This window comes from Variovorax sp. JS1663, assembly GCF_002157355.1.
GTDB lineage: Bacteria > Pseudomonadota > Gammaproteobacteria > Burkholderiales > Burkholderiaceae_C > Variovorax.
This window is the reverse complement of the sequence record NZ_LYMK01000004.1, coordinates 80,459-97,799: the sequence shown is the minus strand read 5'-3', so window position 1 is coordinate 97,799 and position 17,341 is coordinate 80,459. Positions and strand designations below refer to the sequence as shown.

At 68.8% G+C, this 17,341-nt stretch carries 19 protein-coding genes; 14 read left to right on the top strand and 5 right to left on the bottom strand.

The genetic code is table 11. The features are described 5' to 3' along the window. Positions 1–3: 3 nt before the first annotated feature. Both A8M77_RS05445 and A8M77_RS05440 read left to right on the top strand, forming a co-directional pair. On the top strand, positions 4–1,149 hold the full coding sequence (locus A8M77_RS05445) for a DSD1 family PLP-dependent enzyme (RefSeq protein WP_086920535.1): 1,146 nt from the start codon (positions 4–6) through the stop codon (positions 1,147–1,149). Then, positions 1,139–1,531, top strand: a complete 393-nt coding sequence (locus tag A8M77_RS05440) for a RidA family protein (protein ID WP_086920534.1) — start codon at positions 1,139–1,141, stop codon at positions 1,529–1,531. Before A8M77_RS05445 ends, A8M77_RS05440 begins: the two co-directional genes overlap by 11 nt. Positions 1,532–1,559: 28 nt before the next feature. Here A8M77_RS05440 and A8M77_RS05435 read toward each other — a convergent pair whose 3' ends face one another. After that, positions 1,560–2,462 (bottom strand): ketopantoate reductase family protein, encoded by a 903-nt coding sequence (locus tag A8M77_RS05435; protein WP_086920533.1) that lies wholly within the window; start codon positions 2,460–2,462, stop codon positions 1,560–1,562. A 112-nt stretch (positions 2,463–2,574) separates the two neighbouring features. Here A8M77_RS05435 and A8M77_RS05430 point away from each other — a divergent pair, with 112 nt between their 5' ends. The 7 genes from A8M77_RS05430 to A8M77_RS05400 all read left to right on the top strand — a co-directional run bounded on the left by A8M77_RS05430 (position 2,575) and on the right by A8M77_RS05400 (position 7,591). Then, positions 2,575–2,904 carry an ArsR/SmtB family transcription factor gene (locus A8M77_RS05430; protein ID WP_086920532.1) on the top strand — a complete coding sequence of 110 codons (330 nt, stop codon included), beginning with the start codon at positions 2,575–2,577 and terminating at the stop codon, positions 2,902–2,904. Between the two features lie 19 nt (positions 2,905–2,923). Continuing rightward, positions 2,924–3,394, top strand: a complete 471-nt coding sequence (locus tag A8M77_RS05425) for an ArsI/CadI family heavy metal resistance metalloenzyme (RefSeq protein ID WP_086920670.1) — start codon at positions 2,924–2,926, stop codon at positions 3,392–3,394. 59 nt (positions 3,395–3,453) lie between these two features. Next, entirely contained in the window at positions 3,454–3,948 is a 495-nt protein-coding gene (locus A8M77_RS05420; RefSeq protein WP_086920531.1) for an arsenate reductase ArsC, read from the top strand. 5 nt (positions 3,949–3,953) lie between these two features. Beyond that, a complete protein-coding gene (locus A8M77_RS05415; protein ID WP_272947424.1) occupies positions 3,954–4,658 on the top strand; it encodes an aquaporin in 705 nt (234 codons plus the stop codon). Between the two features lie 71 nt (positions 4,659–4,729). Beyond that, positions 4,730–6,136 carry a M20/M25/M40 family metallo-hydrolase gene (locus tag A8M77_RS05410; RefSeq protein ID WP_086920530.1) on the top strand — a complete coding sequence of 469 codons (1,407 nt, stop codon included), beginning with the start codon at positions 4,730–4,732 and terminating at the stop codon, positions 6,134–6,136. Between the two features lie 128 nt (positions 6,137–6,264). Next, the gene (locus tag A8M77_RS05405; protein ID WP_086920529.1) at positions 6,265–6,642 is read left to right on the top strand and encodes a nuclear transport factor 2 family protein; all 378 of its coding nucleotides are present in this window, start codon (positions 6,265–6,267) and stop codon (positions 6,640–6,642) included. Positions 6,643–6,814: 172 nt separating this feature from the next. After that, positions 6,815–7,591 carry an SGNH/GDSL hydrolase family protein gene (locus tag A8M77_RS05400; RefSeq protein ID WP_086920528.1) on the top strand — a complete coding sequence of 259 codons (777 nt, stop codon included), beginning with the start codon at positions 6,815–6,817 and terminating at the stop codon, positions 7,589–7,591. On the opposite strand, the gene A8M77_RS05395 is transcribed toward A8M77_RS05400, so the two are convergent. Beyond that, positions 7,584–8,807 carry a DUF418 domain-containing protein gene (locus A8M77_RS05395; RefSeq protein WP_086920527.1) on the bottom strand — a complete coding sequence of 408 codons (1,224 nt, stop codon included), beginning with the start codon at positions 8,805–8,807 and terminating at the stop codon, positions 7,584–7,586. The genes A8M77_RS05400 and A8M77_RS05395 overlap by 8 nt on opposite strands. A 57-nt stretch (positions 8,808–8,864) precedes the next feature. Then, positions 8,865–9,317 carry a carboxymuconolactone decarboxylase family protein gene (locus tag A8M77_RS05390; RefSeq protein ID WP_086920526.1) on the bottom strand — a complete coding sequence of 151 codons (453 nt, stop codon included), beginning with the start codon at positions 9,315–9,317 and terminating at the stop codon, positions 8,865–8,867. A gap of 171 nt (positions 9,318–9,488) precedes the next feature. Between A8M77_RS05390 and aspA the strand changes: the two genes are divergently transcribed. Continuing rightward, positions 9,489–10,907 carry an aspartate ammonia-lyase gene (gene aspA / locus A8M77_RS05385; protein ID WP_086920525.1) on the top strand — a complete coding sequence of 473 codons (1,419 nt, stop codon included), beginning with the start codon at positions 9,489–9,491 and terminating at the stop codon, positions 10,905–10,907. Positions 10,908–10,919: 12 nt separating this feature from the next. Here aspA and A8M77_RS05380 read toward each other — a convergent pair whose 3' ends face one another. Further along, positions 10,920–11,246 (bottom strand): thioredoxin family protein, encoded by a 327-nt coding sequence (locus tag A8M77_RS05380; protein WP_086920524.1) that lies wholly within the window; start codon positions 11,244–11,246, stop codon positions 10,920–10,922. 89 nt (positions 11,247–11,335) lie between these two features. Beyond that, positions 11,336–12,451 carry a helix-turn-helix domain-containing protein gene (locus A8M77_RS05375; protein ID WP_192871551.1) on the bottom strand — a complete coding sequence of 372 codons (1,116 nt, stop codon included), beginning with the start codon at positions 12,449–12,451 and terminating at the stop codon, positions 11,336–11,338. Between the two features lie 182 nt (positions 12,452–12,633). On the opposite strand from A8M77_RS05375, the gene A8M77_RS05370 reads away from it, so the two are divergent. Genes A8M77_RS05370 through A8M77_RS05355 form a run of 4 tightly spaced genes read left to right on the top strand, consistent with a single transcriptional unit; the run spans position 12,634 to position 17,333 of the window. Further along, entirely contained in the window at positions 12,634–13,128 is a 495-nt protein-coding gene (locus A8M77_RS05370) for a (2Fe-2S)-binding protein (RefSeq protein ID WP_086920522.1), read from the top strand. 10 nt (positions 13,129–13,138) lie between these two features. Next, complete coding sequence (locus tag A8M77_RS05365; RefSeq protein ID WP_086920521.1) at positions 13,139–15,583, top strand: xanthine dehydrogenase family protein molybdopterin-binding subunit; 2,445 nt, start codon at positions 13,139–13,141, stop codon at positions 15,581–15,583. 17 nt (positions 15,584–15,600) lie between these two features. Continuing rightward, on the top strand, positions 15,601–16,392 hold the full coding sequence (locus A8M77_RS05360; protein WP_086920520.1) for an FAD binding domain-containing protein: 792 nt from the start codon (positions 15,601–15,603) through the stop codon (positions 16,390–16,392). 11 nt (positions 16,393–16,403) lie between these two features. After that, positions 16,404–17,333: an AAA family ATPase gene (locus tag A8M77_RS05355; protein WP_086920519.1), complete on the top strand. Its 930-nt coding sequence runs from the start codon at positions 16,404–16,406 to the stop codon at positions 17,331–17,333. Positions 17,334–17,341: the final 8 nt, after the last annotated feature.

Below are 17,341 nucleotides of genomic sequence, written 5' to 3'. Positions count from 1 at the left end.
ACCATGACATCCAGCTTCCATCCCCTCGCGGTGCTCGACACGCCCTCGGCGATCGTCGACGTCGCGCGCATGCAGCGCAACATCGGGCGCATGCAGTCCCGCATGAACGCCCTCGGCAAGCGCCTGCGTCCCCATGTGAAGACCACCAAGTGCACGCCGGTCGTCCGGGCCCAGATCGCGGCCGGCGCGCAGGGCATCACCGTCTCCACGCTCAAGGAGGCGGAGCAGTTCTTCGCCGACGGCGTGACCGACATCGTCTACGCCGTCGGCATGGCCGGGCACCGCCTGCCGCAGGCGCTGTCGCTTCGGCGGCGCGGCTGCGACCTGAAGATCATCACCGACAGCGTGACCTCGGCCCGCCAGATCGCCGAGTTCGGGCGCGCGCACGACGAGGCCTTCGAGGTCTGGATCGAGATCGACACCGACGGCCATCGCTCCGGCATCCGCCCGGACGGGGCGGATCTGCTCGAGGTGGGCCGGCTGCTGCACGAGGGCGGCATGCGCCTGGGCGGCGTGCTCACGCATGCCGGCTCCAGCTACGAGCTCGACACGCCCGAGGCGCTCGCCGCCCTGGCCGAGCAGGAGCGCGCCGGCTGCGTGCAGGCGGCCGAGCGGCTGCGCGCGGCGGGCCTGCCGTGCCCGGTGGTCAGCGTCGGCTCGACGCCGACTGCGCTGTCGGCCCAGGTGCTCGACGGCGTGACGGAAGTGCGCGCCGGCGTCTACGTGTTCTTCGACCTGGTGATGCACAACATCGGCGTGTGCGGCATCGACGAGCTCGCGCTGAGCGTGCTCACCACCGTCATCGGCCACCAACCCGAGAGGGGCTGGGCCATCGTCGATGCCGGCTGGATGGCGATGAGCCGCGACCGTGGCACGCAGAAGCAGAAGCGCGACTGGGGCTACGGCCAGGTCTGCAGCGTCGACGGTACAGTGCTGCCGGGTTACGTGCTGCACAGCGCCAACCAGGAGCATGGCATCCTGGCGCGCGAGGAGGGTGCGGACGCCGACATCGCGGCGCGCTTTCCGATCGGCACGCGGCTGCGCATCCTGCCCAACCACGCCTGCGCGACCGGCGCCCAATTCCCCGAGTACCACGCGCTGGACCCCGATGGCAGCGTCCGTGCCTGGAGCCGCTTCCATGGCTGGTGAGGACGCGGTGCGCTGCATCCCGCCCGCAGGCCTCGGCGCCCCCGGGGGGCACTACAGCCGCGCGGCCGTTGCCAACGGCTTCGTCTTCGTATCGGGCCAGTTGCCCATCACGTCCGAAGGCGAGCGGCTGGTGGATGCGACCTTCGAGCAGCAGGCGCTGCAGGTGCTCGCCAATGTGAAGGCGGCGCTGGCCGCGGCCGGCAGCGGCATCGAGCGGCTGGTGCAGGTGCGCGTCTACGTGGCCGACGTCGCGCACTGGCCCGTGTTCAACACGCTCTACGCGGCCTGGGCCGGCGATGCAAGGCCAGCGCGGGCCGTGGTGCCGACCGGGCCGCTGCACCACGGGTTGCTGGTCGAGGTGGAGGCTGTCGCGCTCGTCTAGCCGTGCAGCGCCGGCGTCGAAAGCCGCTTCAGGCGGACTGCGCGTCGCGTCCCTCGATCAGCTTCACCAGCGTGTGCAGCACGCGATTGGCCGGCGTCGCGACGCCCAGCGCCGCGCCCCGCCGCAGCACGAAGCCGTTGAGGTGATCGATCTCGCTGCGCTTTCGGCGTGCCAGGTCCTGTGCGGTGGAGGAGTACTGCGTCGGCATCGTCTCCGCGATGCGCTGCACCGCCTGCCAGGTGTCGCCCGGCACCGTCACGCCGCCGGCCGCGGCGACGGCCAGGCATTCGTTCACCACGTCGCGCATCGTGGCCTGCACGCCTTCGCCCTCCGAGAGCCGGCCGTAGGGCATCTGCGTGATGGCCGACAGCGCGTTGTAGGCGCAGTTGAGGATCAGCTTGGCCCACAGTGCACCGATCACGTTGTCGGAGATCTGCGTCGGCACGCCGGCGCCGGCCAGCAGCGCCGTGATCTCCTCGCTTCGCGACGAGGGCGCGATCACCAGCTCGCCGCGGCCGTGGTGCTTCACGTGGCCGGGGCCGGCCATTTCGGTGGCGACGTAGACCACGGTCGCCGCGACCTCCTGCGACAGCACGGCCTGCAGGCGCGCGGCGTTGTCGACACCGTTCTGCAGCGTGAGGACCAGCGCATCGGCCGGCAGGTGAGGGCGCATCGCCTCGCCGGCGCTTTCGGTATCGGTCGACTTGACGCAGAAGAGCACCAGCCCGGCACCCTCGACCGCGGAGGTCTCGGTGCTGGCCTCGAGCCGCACGTGCTCGTCGAAGCTGAGCGTTTCCAGCCGCAGGCCGTCGCGCCGGATCGCCTCCACATGCGCCGGTCGGCCGATCAGCACCACCGAATGCCCTGCGCGCGCCAGCATGCCGCCGTAGTAGCAGCCCACCGCGCCTGCGCCCATCACTGCAATCTTCATCGTCCGCTCCTTGGGAATATGGACTGGATGGTAGTGCTGCATCGCTGCCTGAGGGCGGCTCCAGGGAAATCGATGAATTGTCCAAAGCTTATATTTCGAGTATTATCGAACAATGGAATCGAAGGAAGTCGTTCAAGCCCTCGCCGCCCTGGCCCACCCCTTGCGCCTCGAGATCTTCCGGGCGCTGGTCGTCACCGGCCAGAGCGGTCTCACGCCCGGCGTCATCCAGGAGGCCTTGGCGGTGCCTGCAGCCACCTTGTCCTTCCATCTCAAGGAACTCGTCAATTCCGGGCTGGTCACCCAGGAGCGTGCCAGCCGCAACCTCATCTACCGAGCCGCGTACGACAACATGAATGCGCTGCTGGGCTATCTCACCGACAACTGCTGCGAGGGCGCTGCCTGTGCCGTGGAGACGGCCGGCGATGCCGCCTGCAAATGCTGAACCCATCAAGGAGTCGATCATGAAGAGATTTCACGTCCACGCCCACGTGGAGAACCTCGAGGCGAGCATCGCCTTCTACTCGAAGCTGTTCGCGGCCGAGCCGTCGCGCGTCGAGGCCGACTATGCGAAATGGATGCTCGAAGACCCGCGCGTCAACTTCGCCATTTCCACCCGCGGCGCGCGGTCCGGGGTGGACCACCTGGGCATCCAGGCCGACGACCTCGAGGAACTGGCCGAACTGAAAGCCCGCGCCCAAGCCGCCGACCAGGAGCTTCTCGACCAGGGCGAAACGAGCTGTTGCTACGCGCGCAGCGCCAAGCACTGGGTCACCGACCCGCAAGGCATCGCCTGGGAGCACTTTCATTCGCTCGACAGCATTCCTGTGTTCGGCGAGAGCACCAGAAAGGACGAGGCACAAGCGCCCGCCTGTTGCGTTCCCCGCGGCAAGCCTGTGGATGCCGCGGGGAATCCTCGCTCTTCCTGCTGCTGAAGGGCCGGACGCGATGGCCATTCACCGCGAAGTCAAGAACATCGGGAAACGCTGAGCCCATGACCACAAACATCCTGATTCTCTGCACGCACAACTCGGCACGCAGCGTCCTGGGCGAGGCCATGCTCAATCATTGGGCCCAGGTGCTGGGAAGGCCGGTGCGTGCGTACAGCGCGGGGAGCGCACCGAGCGGCCGCATCCATCCGCTGGCCCTGGAAGCGCTGGGCCGCGCCGGTATCGACGCCCAGGGCCATCGAAGCAAGAGCTGGGACGAGTTCGTCGGTCCGGGTGCCCCCGAGATGCGCATCGTGATCACGGTATGCGACAGCGCGGCTGCAGAGGCCTGTCCGTATTGGCCCGGCAGCCCCGTCAAGGTTCATTGGGGATACCCCGACCCGTCCAATGCGCCGGGGAACGACGAAGACAAGGCCAGGGCGTTCGACATCACGCGGCAAGCGCTGGGCTATCGCATGATCCAGTTGCTGCAGCTCCCTCTCGATGCCATGAGCAACGCCGAGCTGCAGCGCGCCCTCGAAAGAATCTCGAACAGCTAGCTGCCGTGAACGGTACGTCGCGCAAGCTGTTGGCCGAGATGCTCGGCACGGCGCTTCTGCTCGCCATCGTCATCGGCTCCGGCATCATGGCCGAGCGGCTGGCAGGCGGCAACGTCGCCATCGCGCTGCTGGCCAACGCCCTGGCCACGGTCGGTGGCCTGTACGTCCTCATCGAGGTCTTCGGCCCCGTGAGCGGCGCGCATTTCAATCCGGCCGTATCGATCGCCATGGCCGTGCGGCATTCGATGCCTCGCTTATTGCTGGCGCCCTACGTGGTGGCGCAGCTGTCCGGCGCGCTGCTCGGCGCATGGCTGGCGCACGCGATGTTCGATGCCACCATCTTCCAGCTCTCGACCAGGCTTCGCGGCGGAACGGGGCAGTGGATCGCGGAGGCTGTCGCGACGGCGGGCTTGCTGCTCGTCATCCTGCGCGCGCCGGCCGGCCGCGTGGCGGCGATGGTGGCCTGCTACATCGGCGCGGCCTACTGGTTCACCGCTTCGACCTCCTTCGCCAATCCCGCGGCCGCCTTCGGACGCATGTTCAGCGACAGCTTCGCCGGCATCGCGCCGTCCAGCGTGCCGGGCTTCGTGATGGCCCAGATGGTCGGTGCAGCCGTTGGTGTGGCGGTGCATCGGGCACTGGGCCTTCCCCCGAGCGAGCCGCCCGACACTGCGGGTGGTGCGGCCCGTCCGGAGCGCCCTCGCGTGTGAGAATCTTCCCGGGAGCCGGCGAGGCGCTGCGCCGGCAGACATCAAGAGCCAACAAGAAGGAGATTCACACCATGAAGATCGCACTCCGACGCTGCCTGATCGCCACCCTCGCGGGACTGGGTGCCTGGGCCGGCGCCCAGACCGCGCCGCCCCCGCTGACCGCGGAGCAGCAGCGCTTCCGCGAGACCTACAAGGAGCTGGTGGAAATCAACACCACGCACCTCACCGGCAACAACACCGAGGCCGCCCTCGCCATGCAGAAGCGCCTGCTGGCCGCGGGCTTCAAGCCGGAGGAGATCCAGCTCTTCGAGCCCTTCCCGCGCAAGGGCAACCTGGTGGTGCGCTTCAAGGGCGACGGCAGCAAGAAGCCGATGCTGCTCCTGGCCCACCTCGACGTGGTCGAGGCGCGGCGCGAGGACTGGAAGACCGACCCCTTCAAGCTCAAGGAGGACGACGGCTACTTCACCGCGCGCGGCGCCTCGGACGACAAGGCCATGGCGGCGTCCTTCGTGTCGATCCTGTCGCAGCTCAGGCGTGAAGGCTTCAAGCCCAGCCGCGACATCATCCTGGCCCTGACCGCCGACGAGGAACTGGGCGACGTGCCCAGCAACGGCGTTTTCTGGCTGATCAACAACCAGCGCCCGCTCCTCGACGCCGAGTTCGGCATCAACGAGGGCGGCGGCGGCCAGCTCGGCAAGGGCAAGCCGATCCTGCACCGCATGCAGGTGGCCGAGAAGATGTACACCACCTACAAGCTGGAGGTGCGCGATGTCGGCGGCCACAGCTCGCTGCCCACGGCCAGCAACCCGGTGTACGAGCTCAGCGGCGCGCTGGTGCGCCTGGGCGCCTACCGCTTCCCCGTGAAGCTGGCCGAAGTGACGCGCACCTACTTCGCGCGCAGCGCCGAGTTCGAGACCGGACAGATGGCCGAGGACATGCGCGCGGTCGCCTCGGGGCAGCCGAGCGAGGAGGCGGTGGACCGCCTGTCGCGCACGCCGCTGTACAACGCCACGCTGCGCACCACCTGTGTAGCGACCCAACTGCTCGCTGGCCATGCCGAGAACGCGCTGCCGCAGTCGGCCAAGGCGACGGTGAACTGCCGCATCCTCCCGCACGACGATCCTGCCGAAGTGGAAGCGGCCCTGCGCAAGGTGCTGGGCGGCGAGCGCATCACCATGACGGCCAGCAACCCGCCGCTCAAGAGCCCGCCTTCGCCGCTGCGCGCGGACGTGATGGCCGTCGTCGAAGGCCTGACCCAGCAGATGTGGCCCGGCGTGCCGGTCGTGCCCACCATGAGCACCGGCGCCACCGACAGCCGCTTCCTGCGCAACGCCGGCATCCCGGTCTATGGTGTGTCGGGCATCTTCAGCGAGCCCAGCGATGCGCGCGCGCACGGGCTGGACGAGCGCGTGGCGATCCCGCGCCTGTATGACGGGCGCGAGTTCATGTACCGCATGGTCAAGCAGTTCGCGCAGTAGGCCATCCCCGGGGGCGTGGGCTCGCGCGTGCCCATGACCTCCCGCGTCATCGACCGGCGGCGGCGGTGCGGCGACCATCACTTCAACCCGCGCTGTTGCGGGTCATGAAGCCAAGAGGACCTATCGCCATGAACACCGCCGCACCCGCCGCCAACCGTATCGCCGAGCGCTACATCGATGCCTGGAACGAGACCGATGCCGGGCGTCGTCTCGCGCTTCTGAAAGCGCATTGGACCGACGATGCCCGCTATATCGACCCTGTCATGCAGGGGGCGGGCCATGAACAGATCAGCGCGTTGATCGGCGGGGTGCACCAGCGTTATCCGGGCTTTCGCTTCAAGCTCAAAGGGCAGGCGGATGCGCATGGGGACAACATGCGCTTCTCGTGGACGCTGGGGCCGAGTGGGGCGGAGGATCTGGTCGAAGGGACCGACTTCGTGGCGCTCGAGGGAGGGAAGCTGCGAGTGGTCACGGGCTTTTTGGACAAGGTGCCGGTTGGGGCTTGAGGCTGGTAGGCAACGCTCTTTTGGTGACGTCGATTACAAGCTCTTGCGCTGGCCAATCCTTGCCAAGAATTCAACGTGCGTCGAATGCGCATGACTTGTCGCCCTTCGCGGCGGACAATGTCGACGCCTCGATGTCATCCCCGTTGCGCTGGACCGACCCCAGGAGAAGACCATGATTCCTGTTCTTGTCGCCGCCGTATTGTTGACTGGCGTTCTCGTTGGCTGTGGAGGGGGAGGGGGCGATGGCTTCAGCGGGGGCGCCTCGTTGTCCACCGGTGGCCAGTCGGTCGCCACGCCCGGTGGCGGAGCCCAGAAGGCGCAGGATGCCGCCGTGACCCAAGGCAAGCCTGCAGAAGATGCCTCACTGTGCACGGTCGAGATCTACGGCGACTCGATCATGGGTTTCAACGGGACTGCGACGCGCCCCTCGATGGTGCTGCAGCTCTTCAGGCCCAACCTGCTGGTGGTCGCCGATCATTCGATCGCGGGGCAGTCGCTCGCGGACTTGGCAACGCCCTTTCCCTACCTCACGCGCAGCGCGCACTTCGTGGTCATCGAGAACGGCGTCATCGATGCGTGGCAAGGGAAAAGCATCAATACGGTGATCAGCGACTACTACCACATCATCCAGCAACTGCGGGCCGAGGGCCGCGTTCCGGTCCTGACGGGCTTTGCTCGCCAGGCCAGGGGCGGAGAGCTCGGGCAGTATTCGCTTCTATTGCGCGATTACTACGACGCCGTCCTTCGATCGATTGCCTCGAATACGGGCGTCCCCTTTGCCGACTGGGGAGCGGTGCCCTTCTTCGGCGCCTGGGATCTGGTCGACTTCGTGCATCCGAACAAGAACTACAGCGACCGGCTGATCGCACAACTCGGGCTGGCACTCGATCCGCTCACCACGCACTGCACGAACACCTTGTTTCTCCCGGAAGGGGCCGGCCTCACTTGACCGGCGCCCCCACCGCCTTCCGCATCGCAGGCCACTCCGCCATCGTCAGCGCCCGCAACCCCCACTCCACCGGCCCATACCGAAACCGCCCGAGCCACCACGCACTCACCACCATCTGGCACCCGAACAACCCCAGCACGATCAGCACGCAGCCCGCCGGCGACACCCGCCCCATCAGCCCCAGCCCGTAGCCGGTGAACAGGATCGCGCAGGCCAGCGACTGCAGCAGGTAGTTGGACAGCGCCATGCGGCCCGCCGGTGCCAGCGCATGCGCAACCTTCAGGCCGCCCTCGCCGTGGAACAGCGTCATCGCCAGCCCGACGTAGGCGAAGGTCAGGAAGGGCGCGGTCAGCAGCCCCAGCCCCAGCCCCACGACCTCCCAGCCCGTGCCCAGGCCCCACACCGTGGCGGTCGCGTAGAACACCGCGCCCGGCGCGCCCACCGCGAGGCCCCAGGCGGGCAGGCGTCGCCACAGGCCTTGATATCGATCCAGCCGCGCGAACATGCGGCGCCGGCCGGCGACGAAGCCGGCCATGAACATCGCCAGCGCGCACGGTCCCTGCACCAGCACGACGATCCACCAGGTGTTGCCCAGCTCGCGCAGGCGCTGGGCCACCACGCTGGCGGGCGGGCCCAGCCAGGCTTGCTGGGCAGCGCCGGCGCGCAGGGTGGCACCCGTGAGGTCGGCCGGCCCGCCGAAGATCAGCTGCGCGAGCCCCATCAGCACCAGCACGACGGCGGGCACCAGCGTGAGCACACAGGCCCGCCGCACCGCCTTCGGATCGCTCTGGCGGCGCAGGGCGAGCAGGATCAGGCCGAGCACGGCGTAGGTCGCGAGGATGTCGCCGTGGTACAGCCACACCGCATGCGCCGCGCCCAGCAGCCACAGCCCGAGCTGCCGGCGCAGCATGCGCGGCACGAAGGCGCCGCCGCTGTGCTCGGCCGTGCTCATCTGCAGCGTGAAGCTGTAGCCGAAGAGGAAGGAGAAGAGCAGGTAGAACTTGGTCTCGAACAGGCAGGCCACCAGCCAGCGCACGAGCTGGTCCGCCGGCCGGCTGAACTGCGGGTCGGGCACCGCCGCGCCGTAATAGGCGGAGGCGAAGGTGGCGATGTTGACCATCAGGATGCCCATGAGCGCGAAGCCGCGCAGCGCGTCCAGGTGGAGCAGCCTGGACGGCGGGGGCGCATTCACGGGGTGGTCATGGAGCGTGGGCATTGCGCCCATCCTAGATGGGTGCGCGCATGCCGGCGAAGACCGGACGAGCCGTGATGCTCAGGCCTTCTCGGGCACTGGGTTGCGGAAGCTGATGTTGAGCAGGTTCCAGGCCGTGATCACGGAGATGGCGAAGCCCAGTTCTGCGATCTCCTCGTCGGAGAAATGAACCTTCAGCCGGGCGAATTCCTCGTCGCTCGGGTCCTGCTGCGGGATGGCCGTCACGATCTCCGCCCAGCGCAGGGCGGCACGCTCGCGCTCGGTGAAGAAGGGCGCCTCGCGCCAGCCCGCCACTGCGTTGATGTGGCGCACGTCGACGTCCTGCGCGACCAGGTCGCGCCAGTGCATGTCGATGCAGAAGCCGCAGCCGTTGATCTGCGATACGCGCAGCACCATGAGCTCGTGCAGGCGCTTGCCCAGCAGGTCCTTGCGTACGGCGCCGGAGAGCGTGTAGAGGGCCTGGAAGGCCTTGGGGGCGAGTTGGTGGAAGGGGATGCGGGGAGCGTGAGACATGGGAGATCCTTCGATGGGGGCCACGGAACGCCGCCCCATGCGGCCTTCCATGTCATCAAGACGGCCCGGACCATGCGTTTGTGACATCGCTTCTTGCGCAATGGGCTGTGGCGGGGCCGGCGGGCCGGGAGCACACTCGGACCTCCAAGCCACGACGCAGAGGAGACAACCATGGGAAAGATGCGCATCGAACACGACCTCCTGGGTGACCGCGAGGTGCCCGACGAGGCCTACTACGGCGTCCACACGCTGCGGGCCAAGGAGAACTTCCAGATCTCGGGCACCACGATCTCGGCGTTCTCCGAGCTGGTGGTGGCGCTGGCTTCGGTGAAGGAAGCGGCGGCGCAGGCCAACACCGAGCTGGGCCTCCTGCCGCCCGAGCTGCGCGACGCCATCGTGGCCGCCTGCGAGGAGATCCGCCACGGCGCGCTGCACGACCAGTTCGTGGTCGACGTGATCCAGGGCGGCGCCGGCACCTCCACCAACATGAACGCGAACGAGGTGGTGTGCAACCGCGCGCTGGAGATCCTCGGCCACCAGCGCGGCGAGTACCAGTACCTGCATCCCAACGAGCACGTCAACATGGCGCAGAGCACCAACGACGTGTATCCCACCGCGATCCGCATCGCCACCTGCTTCGCCATCGAGCGGCTGCTCAAGGCCATGGAGCACCTGCGCGCCGCCTTCGCGGAAAAGGCCGGCGAGTTCGCGCACCTGCTCAAGATCGGCCGCACCCAGCTGCAGGACGCGGTGCCGATGACGCTGGGCCAGGAGTTCTCGACCTACGTAGTGATGATCGAGGAGGACATCGCGCGGCTGACCGAGGCCTCGGCCCTGATCCGCGAGATCAACCTCGGCGCCACTGCCATCGGCACCGGCATCACCGCCCATCCGGAGTACGCCGGCAAGGCGCTGACGGCGCTGCGCCGCATCACCGGGCTGGACCTCTCCACCGCGCCCAACCTGATCGAAGCCACGCAGGACTGTGGTGCCTTCGTGCAGCTGTCCGGCGTGCTCAAGCGCATCGCGGTCAAGCTCTCGAAGACCTGCAACGACCTGCGCCTGCTGTCGAGCGGCCCACGCTCGGGCTTCGGCGAAATCAACCTGCCGCCAATGCAGGCTGGCTCCTCGATCATGCCGGGCAAGGTCAACCCGGTGATCCCGGAAGTGATGAACCAGGTCTGCTTCGAGGTCTTCGGCAACGACCTGACCGTGACCTTCGCTGCCGAGGCGGGGCAATTGCAGCTCAATGCCTTCGAGCCGATCATCGCGAGCGCGCTGTTCCGCAGCTTCAAGCACCTGACCAACGGCTGCACGACGCTGGCCGACCTGTGCGTGAAGGGCATCACCGCCAACCCGGACCGGCTGCGCGAGAGCATCGAGCGCTCGATCGCGCTGGTCACCGCGCTCAATCCGATCATCGGCTACAAGCAGGCGACCGAGGTCGCGGCCGAGGCCTATGCCAACGGGACCAACGTGCGCGAGGTGGTGCTCCAGCGCAAGCTGATGACCGAGGCCGAGCTGGAGGATGCGCTGCGCCACGAGGTGCTGACGCAGCCGCGCGCCTACGAGCGCGCGAACAAGGGCTGATCGCCTGCCGCCTCAGGCGGGCTGCACGAGGCGGGCGAGCTCGTCCGAGATCGCGGTCGCGCTGGTGGGGCGCACCACGCGGCCCAGCTCGCGGCCGTCGCGCAGGAAGACCAGCGTGGGCCAGAGCTTGATGCCGAAGGAGCGGCCCAGGGGGCGGCCGCTGCCGTCCTCGATCTTCAGGTGACGCAGCGGCGGGGCAGCCGAGAGCGCCTTCTCGATGAGCGGTTGCGCGCCCTTGCAGATGCCGCACCAGGGCGCGCCGAATTCGACCACGGTGGGACCCGGGAGGGCGTCGACCTCCGTGCGGGAGGGCTCGACGCTGGCGTAGCTTGTGTTCATGCCTCGATTCTGGCGGCGCCGCCCGGGCCGTGCAGGCGCGGGGATTTCCGGGACCGTTGTCGGCCGTGGCCGACGGTGTGGGTGGGCGCTCAGGCGCCGTTTCGGGCCCGGTTGAGCGTCCGGTAGACCGTCGCGCGGCTGATGCCCAGGGTGCGCGCCGCCTCGGCCACGTTGCCGCGCGCATCGTCCACCGCACGGCGGATCAGCGCGGCCTCGACGTCGCGCAGGCGCGGGCGTCCAGGGGCGGGCGGCGGGGCCGCCTCGCCGTCGGGCAGCTGCGGCCTCGCCTGCACGCGCAGGCCGGACCACAGGGGCACCTCCAGCACCGCATCGCCACGCCGTGCCGCGTCGAACAACATCTGCGGCGGCAGCGCAAAAAGCTCCTGGCAGTGCGGCGCCGGCTGCGGGCCGGCAGGCTGGTGCAGCATCTGGCGTGCTGCCGTGTTGGCGCCGGTCACGCGGCCGTCTTCATCGATGCACAGCAGCCCTTCGCTGCCCGGCCCGCCGCCGTAGCCCGGCCAGTCCAGGCGCAGCAGCAGGGCGCAGGGCAGGGCGAGCACGAGCGCGTTCTCGATGCTGCGCGCGGACAGCGTTGCCAGGTGGCGCAGTTCGGGCCGCTCCACCGCCTGCACGCCGGTCAGGTCCAGCATGCCGATGCAGTCGCCCGCGGGGCCGAACAACGGGGCGCCGGCGCAGCTGTAGACGCTGGTGTCGTTGAAGAAATGCTCGCCGCGGTGCAGCCACACCGATTCGCGCTCGGCCAGCGCGGCGCCGATGGCGGTGGTGCCGACGGCGCGCTCGGACAGGTCGACGCCGATGCGCGCGATGTTGCGTGCATGGCGGGCCGCGCTGTCGCTGCCGCCGGGCAGGGCGCCGGTCTCGATCACGGTGCCGTCGGCGTCGGTCAGGATCGCGAAGTAGCGCGTGTCGGCGATGGCGCGCGAGAGCTTCGCCAGTACCGGCCGCGCGGCCGACAGCAGGCTGCGGTTGCGTTCCGCGACGCGCTGCGCGGCCTGGCGCGAGACCGGGTCGAAGCTCACCCGCTGCTGCGGCCGGTGGCCGGCCGCCAGGCAGCGCTGCCAGGAGCGCAGCAGCCAGGGCTCGACGCGGTTGCCGCGCGTCGCGGCATCGCCCTCGATCCATTCGCGCCGGGCCTGGGCGATGGCGAGGGAACGCTCGGGCGGGGGCTTGGAAGGGAGACTCATCGTGGGGAACGGCGTCGTCATCGACGCATGCTGGGGCCGTTGCCGGACGGCGGATTGTTTCATTTTGAGAATTTCAAGGGCGACCTGCAAGCGCCTAGGGTTTTGCCTAGGATTGGGCCCCTGAGCGGCGTCCACCATTCCAATTGCCGAAAACCAGCCAACTTCTGAACGGAGACAGCCCCATGCAGGTTTCATTCACGGTCAACGGCCGCGAGGTCACGGTCGACGCGCCGCCCAACACCTTCCTCGTGCAAGCGATCCGCGAGCACCTCCACCTGACCGGCACGCATGTGGGCTGCGACACGGCGCAGTGCGGCGCCTGCACGGTCCACGTGAACGGGCGCGCGGTCAAGTCCTGCAACGTGCTGGTGGCGCAGATGACCGGCGCGAAGATCACCACCATCGAGGGCATCGCCCAGCCCGACGGCACCATGCACCCGATGCAGGCCGCGTTCAAGGAGTGCCACGGCCTGCAATGCGGCTTCTGCACCCCGGGCATGGTGATGAGCGCGATCGACCTGTGCACGCACCATCCCAAGGCCAGCGAGACCGAGGTGCGCGAACTGCTCGATGGCAACCTGTGCCGCTGCACCGGCTATCAGAACATCGTCAAGGCGGTGATGATGGGCGGCGAAGCCATGGCGGCCGCGCCCGCCAAGGCCGCGGCGACCGCCTGAGGAGACAGCCATGGGCGCACCCGACTTCGCGAAGCTGCCGCACATCGGCGAGGGCCTCCGGCGCAAGGAAGACTACCGCTTCCTCACCGGCGCGGGCCAATACACCGACGACGTGAACCTGGCCAACCAGTGCCATGCCGTGTTCCTGCGATCGCCGCACGCGCATGCGGCGATCAAATCCATCGACACCTCGGCCGCGCTGAAGATGCCCGGCGTGGTCGGCATCTTCAGCGGCAAGGACATCGACGGCAAGATGGGCGGCCTGCCCTGCGGCTGGCTGATCAACAACCCCGACGGCACCCCGATGAAGGAGCCGCCGCATCCGATCCTTGCCATCGGCAAGGTGCGCTACGTGGGCGACCATGTCGCCATCGTCGTGGCCGAGACGGTGGAGCAGGCCAAGAACGCCGCCGAGGCGGTGGTGGTCGAGTACGAGGAACTGCCGGCGCTGGTGAGCGTGGCTGATGCCGCGAAGAAGAGCAGCGGCGTCACCCTGCACGACGCCGCGCCCGACAACCAGTGCTACAAGTGGGTGCTGGGCGACAAGGCGGCGGTGGACGCGGCCTTCGCCAAGGCCGCGCACGTGACCCAGCTGGACCTGGTCAACAACCGGTTGGTGCCCAACGCGATGGAGCCGCGCGTGGCCATCGGCAGCTACAACCGCGCCAACGAGGAATACACGCTCTACGTGGCCAACCAGAACCCGCACGTCGAGCGCCTGCTGATGACGGCCTTCGTGCTGGGCCTGCCCGAACACAAGGTGCGGGTGATCGCGCCGGACGTGGGCGGCGGCTTCGGCTCCAAGATCTTCCTCTACGCGGAGGACGTCGCGCTGACCTGGGCGGCCAAGCAGCTCAACCGCAACATCAAGTGGACCGGCGAGCGTTCCGAGTGCTTCCTGTCCGACGCCCATGGCCGCGACCACGTGAGCCATGCCGAGATGGCGATGGACAAGGACGGCAAGTTCCTCGCCCTGCGCGTGCATACCGATGCCAACCTGGGTGCGTACCTGTCGACCTTCTCCACCGCGGTGCCGACCATCCTCTACGCCACCTTGCTGGCGGGCCAGTACACCACGCCGCAGATCTACGTCGAGGTGGATGCCTGGTTCACCAACACCGCGCCGGTGGATGCCTACCGCGGGGCCGGCCGGCCCGAGGCGACCTACCTGCTGGAACGGCTGGTCTCGCGCTGCGCGTGGGAAATGAACCTGGGCCAGGACGAGATCCGCAAGCGCAACTTCATCACCCAGTTCCCCTACCAGACGCCGGTCGCGCTGCAGTACGACACGGGCGACTTCCATGCCTCCATGGACAAGGCGAAGGACCTGGCCGAGGTGGCGGGCTTCGCAGAGCGCAGGAAGGCGACCGAGGCCCAGGGCAAGCTGCGCGGCATCGGCTATTCCAGCTACATCGAGGCCTGCGGCATCGCACCCTCGAACATCGCCGGCGCCCTGGGCGCGCGCGCCGGCCTCTTCGAGTGCGGCGAGATCCGCGTGCACCCGACCGGCAGCGTCACCGTGTTCACCGGCTCGCACAGCCACGGCCAGGGCCACGAGACCACCTTCGCGCAGGTGGTGGCGGCGCGCCTGGGCATCCCGGTGGAGAACGTGGACGTGGTGCACGGCGACACCGGCCGCGTGCCCTTCGGCATGGGCACCTACGGCTCACGCTCGATCTCGGTCGGCGGCGCGGCCATCATGAAGGCGCTGGACAAGATCGAGACCAAGGCCAAGAAGATCGCGGCCCACCTGATGGAGGCCAGCGATGCCGACGTGGAGTTCGCAAACGGCGAGTTCACCGTCAAGGGCACCGACAAGAAGATCCCCTTCGGCCAGGTGGCGCTGACGGCCTACGTGCCGCACAACTACCCGCTGGACAAGCTGGAGCCGGGGCTGGACGAGACCGCCTTCTACGACCCGACCAACTTCACCTTCCCGGGCGGCACCTACATCTGCGAGGTGGAGGTCGACAAGGAGACGGGCGAGGTGAAGATCGACCGCTTCACCGCGGTGGACGACTTCGGCACCATCATCAACCCGATGATCGTCGAGGGCCAGGTGCACGGCGGCATCGTGCAGGGCCTGGGCCAGGCGCTGATGGAGAACTGCGTCTACGACAGAGAGAGCGGCCAGCTGCTGACCGGCAGCTTCATGGACTACGCCATGCCGCGCGCCGACGACTTCCCCACCTTCAAGCTGGACACCACCTGCACGCCCTGCACCCACAACCCGCTGGGCACCAAGGGCTGCGGCGAGGCCGGCGCCATCGGCTCGCCGCCGGCGCTGATCAACGCGGTACTCGATGCGTTGGCGCCGCTGGGCGTCAAGGACTTCGACATGCCGGCATCGCCTCACCGCGTCTGGGAAGCCATCCGCAGCGGCCGGCCCAGCCCGACCCAGGAACCCCAGGCGCCCGCGCTGACCGCGAGCACGCAAGGCCGCCCGGCGCCCTGATCACGGAGGAACACGACATGTACGCATTCACCCTCGAACGTCCCGCCTCCGTCGCCGATGCGGCCAAGCTGGCCGCGGCCGGTGGCAAGCTGCTGGCCGGCGGACAGACGCTGCTGGCCTCGATGAAGCTGCGCCTGGCGGCGCCGGAGCAGCTGGTCGATCTCGGCGGCATCCAGGAGCTGTCCGGCATCCGGAAGGAGGGCAATGCCCTCGTGATCGGTGCCATGACGCGCCACCTCGACGTGGGCGCCAGCGCCGAGGTCAAGGCCGCCTTCCCGGCGCTGGCCTGGCTGGCCGACCACATCGGCGACCGGCAGGTGCGTGCCATGGGCACCATCGGCGGATCGCTGGCCAACAACGACCCCTCGGCCTGCTACCCGAGCGCGGTGCTGGGCTCGGGGGCGACGGTGGTCACCAACAAGCGCGAGATCGCGGCCGATGACTTCTTCCAGGGCCTGTTCGCCACGGCGCTGGAGGACGGCGAGCTGATCACCGCGGTGCGCTTCCCGGTCCCGAAGCGCGCGGCTTACGAAAAGCTCAGGCAGAAAGCCTCGAACTTCCCGCTGGTCGGCATCTTCGTCACGCAGGGCGATGCCGGCGTGCGCGTGGCCGTCACCGGCGCGGGCAACGGCGTGTTCCGCCACAAGGGGCTGGAAGACGCGCTGACGAAGAGCTTCACGCCCGAGGCCGCGGCCGGCGTCAAGATCGACGCCGAAGCGCTCAACAGCGACCTGCATGCCACCGCCGCCTACCGCGCCAACCTGATCAGCGTACTCACACAGCGGGCCGTGCGAAAGGCGCTGGGCTAAGAGCTTCTTCGATGATTGACGACACGCCTGCCACGACCTCCCCGTTCCCCACCATCGACGCGGTCGTGCAGGCGCTGCAAGGCGCGGGCTACTTCGCCGACCGGCGGCTGGCAACGGCGGTCTTCCTCGCGCTGCGGCTGCAGCGCCCGCTGCTGCTGGAGGGCGAGCCGGGCGTGGGCAAGACCGAGCTGGCCAAGGCGCTTTCCAGCGCCCTGCAGCGCGAACTGCTGCGGCTGCAGTGCTACGACGGCCTGGAGCAGCGCGAGGCGCTCTACGAATGGAACTACGCGGCGCAGCTGCTGCACATGCGTGCGGCCGAGGCGCACGGCGCGGCGCGCGACGTCGAGGCCGAGGTCTACCAGCCGCACTACCTGATCCGCCGCCCGCTGCTGCAGGCCCTGCAGGCGCCGGCGCCCGGGGCGGTGCTGCTGATCGACGAGGTGGACCGGGCCGACGAGCCCTTCGAGGCCTTCCTGCTCGAGTACCTGGGCGAGTACCAGGTCAGCATCCCCGAGCTCGGCACGGTGCGCGCGCTGGTGCCGCCGGTGACGCTGCTGACCAGCAACCGCACGCGCGAACTCAACGACGCGGTCAAGCGCCGCTGCCTTTACCACTGGCTGGACTACCCCGAGCGCGAGCGCGAGCTGGCGATCGTGCGGGCGCAGGTGCCGGGCGCGAGCCAGCGCCTGTCCGACCAGGTCGCCACCTTCGTGGCGCGCCTGCGCGGCACGCCTTTCGGCGACGCCTTCCAGCGTGCGCCCGGCATTGCCGAGAGCGTGGAATGGGCCCGTGCGCTGATCGCGCTGGACACGCTCGAACTCGATCCCGAGATCGTGGTCGACACCGCCGGCATTCTTTTCAAGCAGCGCGACGACGTGGCTGCGCTCACGCACGAACTCGCCGCCGAGCTGCTCCGGCCCGAGGAGGAGGGAACGCGGTGAGCGTTCAG